3 protein-coding genes are annotated in these 2,071 nt (G+C 66.1%); all 3 read right to left on the bottom strand.

Features of this window, described 5'->3' with window-relative positions:
* Nucleotides 1–779, bottom strand: a 779-nt coding sequence (locus tag AB0E94_RS52735; protein WP_360344499.1) for a hypothetical protein, incomplete at its 3' end; no start/stop codon positions are given.
* Nucleotides 776–1,573, bottom strand: coding sequence for a protein phosphatase 2C domain-containing protein (locus AB0E94_RS52740; RefSeq protein ID WP_357098014.1), 798 nt, complete (start codon nucleotides 1,571–1,573; stop codon nucleotides 776–778). The genes AB0E94_RS52735 and AB0E94_RS52740, both read right to left, overlap by 4 nt.
* An 8-nt stretch (nucleotides 1,574–1,581) precedes the next feature.
* The coding region (locus AB0E94_RS52745) for a UTRA domain-containing protein (protein WP_360344502.1) at nucleotides 1,582–2,071 on the bottom strand (490 nt) is incomplete at its 5' end.

The following is a 2,071-nucleotide window of genomic DNA, read 5'->3' on the forward strand; positions in this document are numbered from 1 at the left end:
TCGTCGCTGCACTTGTTGCGAGGCCATCGAATCCCCTGCGGGTCGCTCCGCTCGGCAGCTCGTACCTGCCGGATCAGCTCAGTGGCACCAGCCGCCTGCATCAGCTCCAGGGCACCGCCCCAGTCGTACAGGCCGAAGGCGGCAACTGCCCGTGCTGCTCCGTCCGAGAGCACCGCGAAGCGTCGCAGTTGGTCCAGGTGTGTCTGGCCTGTCAGGGCGTGGTCAACGGCGGCTGGGTTGGTCTCGGCAACCCAGTAGCCACCTGGTCGATTGCGGGCCGCCAACTCCTGCTGCTTCATGCGCAACAGCGCCTCCGACTTCGCCGGGGCCCCGATGGGGTGCCGGTCAGCCTCAGCTCGCTCAGCAGATGCCGTCCGACTCACGCGCTCATCCGTGATGACTCGCACCTGATCGCCGGTATCCAGCGCCACGGAAACATCGCCCAGCACGAGGTGCTCGACGACGTCACCCCTGATCCGGAGCGCACCAACCGCAGCTGACGGCGTGCCCGGATGACTCAGGTCGCACTCCGGATGCAACCCCGCGACGTACGGGATCGAGGCCGCAACGGAGGCTGCGAGGCTCGACTGGCTCGCCCGATCAACGATCGCCCGGCCCAGCTCGCCGACGAACCACGCAACTCCGTGGACGCACCCGGTATCCGTTCGCGCGGTCGCGCCGTCGAGCACGAGCACCAGGTCCTGGCTGACATGGACCCAGTCCTCGTTGTCCTTCGCGGCGTTGCCCTGCTCGATTGCGGCGATCAATTCCATGATCATGCGTCAGTTACCCGCATGACGACTACAGTCGCGTCGTCATGACGCTTGCCCCGCCAGCGCTGCGGCTCCAGATCGCTTCGCTCAGCCTCTCGTACCGCACGGATAAGCGACTCGGGCCCAGCCGAGCCATGTAGGGCCAGGACGTCTTTCCAGCTCCACTCGTAGCGCTCTGTGAGACGGGAGATGCCGTCAGAGCACAGCAGGACTTGGGTTGCCGCCGGGCTCCCAGGCAGCATGCCCACCAGCGCATGTTCAGCCACATCAGGCGACGAGGCCAACACCCAGAAACCGCCCGGCTTGTTGCGAACGGTGGCGACGTAGGCCGGTGAGTAGGTGCGCACCTGGCCCTCGACGATCGGCGCATTGTGCAGGTGGTCGACCCGATCGTCGATGACGCTCGTGCACCCCTTGGGGCCTTGGTCGATGACTACTGCGCAGTCTCCGACCACCAGCCAGTCGATTCGGTCCTCACGGACCCGGACGATCGCTCCCGCTGCTCCGGGGGAGAGCGGGTCGCTAAGGTCGCAGGTTGAGCCATGATCAGCCATGGTGGCCTCTACGGCAGACCGAACGATCGTGGTAAGTGGCTGCTTGGGCTGCTGGCTTAGACAGCTGGTGAGGTGGAGACCGAGTCGGGCTACGACCCACGTGACCGGGTGGATGCAGCCGCCTGACTCTCCGGGGTACCGGCCAGCGCCGTCCAAGACCAAGGCCCATCCATCGCCGACGGCGAAGAGGTCTTCGTTGGTGCTGTCGGGCGCCGCTGTAGTGGCGGCCGTGTAGGTGATGTGCACGTGCCGCCTTAGTCAGGAATCTTGAACCGGTACGACATCTCGACCATATCGCCGGCGATGACGGCGAGCATGACTTCGACAGGGCGGCCGGTGACGTCGTAGGTGGTGCGGGTCAGGTCCACGACCGGAGTTCCCGCTGGCAGACGCAGCGCAGCACTCTCTGGGCCGGTGGGCATGCGGACCGCCCACTCCTCTGCGATCTCGTCCAGCTCGTAGCCCGCGTCCTCCAGCCGCGCGAAGCTGCCGCCGGGGCCGGTGTCTTCGTCCTGGATCTGCGTGCCCTTAACCACGCCGAGCTCGAAGTAGGAGTCGGCGAGCTGATTGGGCCTGTCGTCAACGAGGGTGGTGCGCCGTCTCACCCAGACCGGGGTGCCCGTCGGGATTTTGAAACGTTCGGCGACCACAGCGGGTGCTGGCGTCTCAGCAAGCTCACGCAGCATCTGACCAGCGGTATGTCCTTGAGCCGTTGCCTCGGCAGTCAGGATTGCCTGCCCTGAC

The organism is Actinoplanes sp. NPDC026670, from assembly GCF_040638175.1.
GTDB lineage: Bacteria > Actinomycetota > Actinomycetes > Mycobacteriales > Micromonosporaceae > Actinoplanes.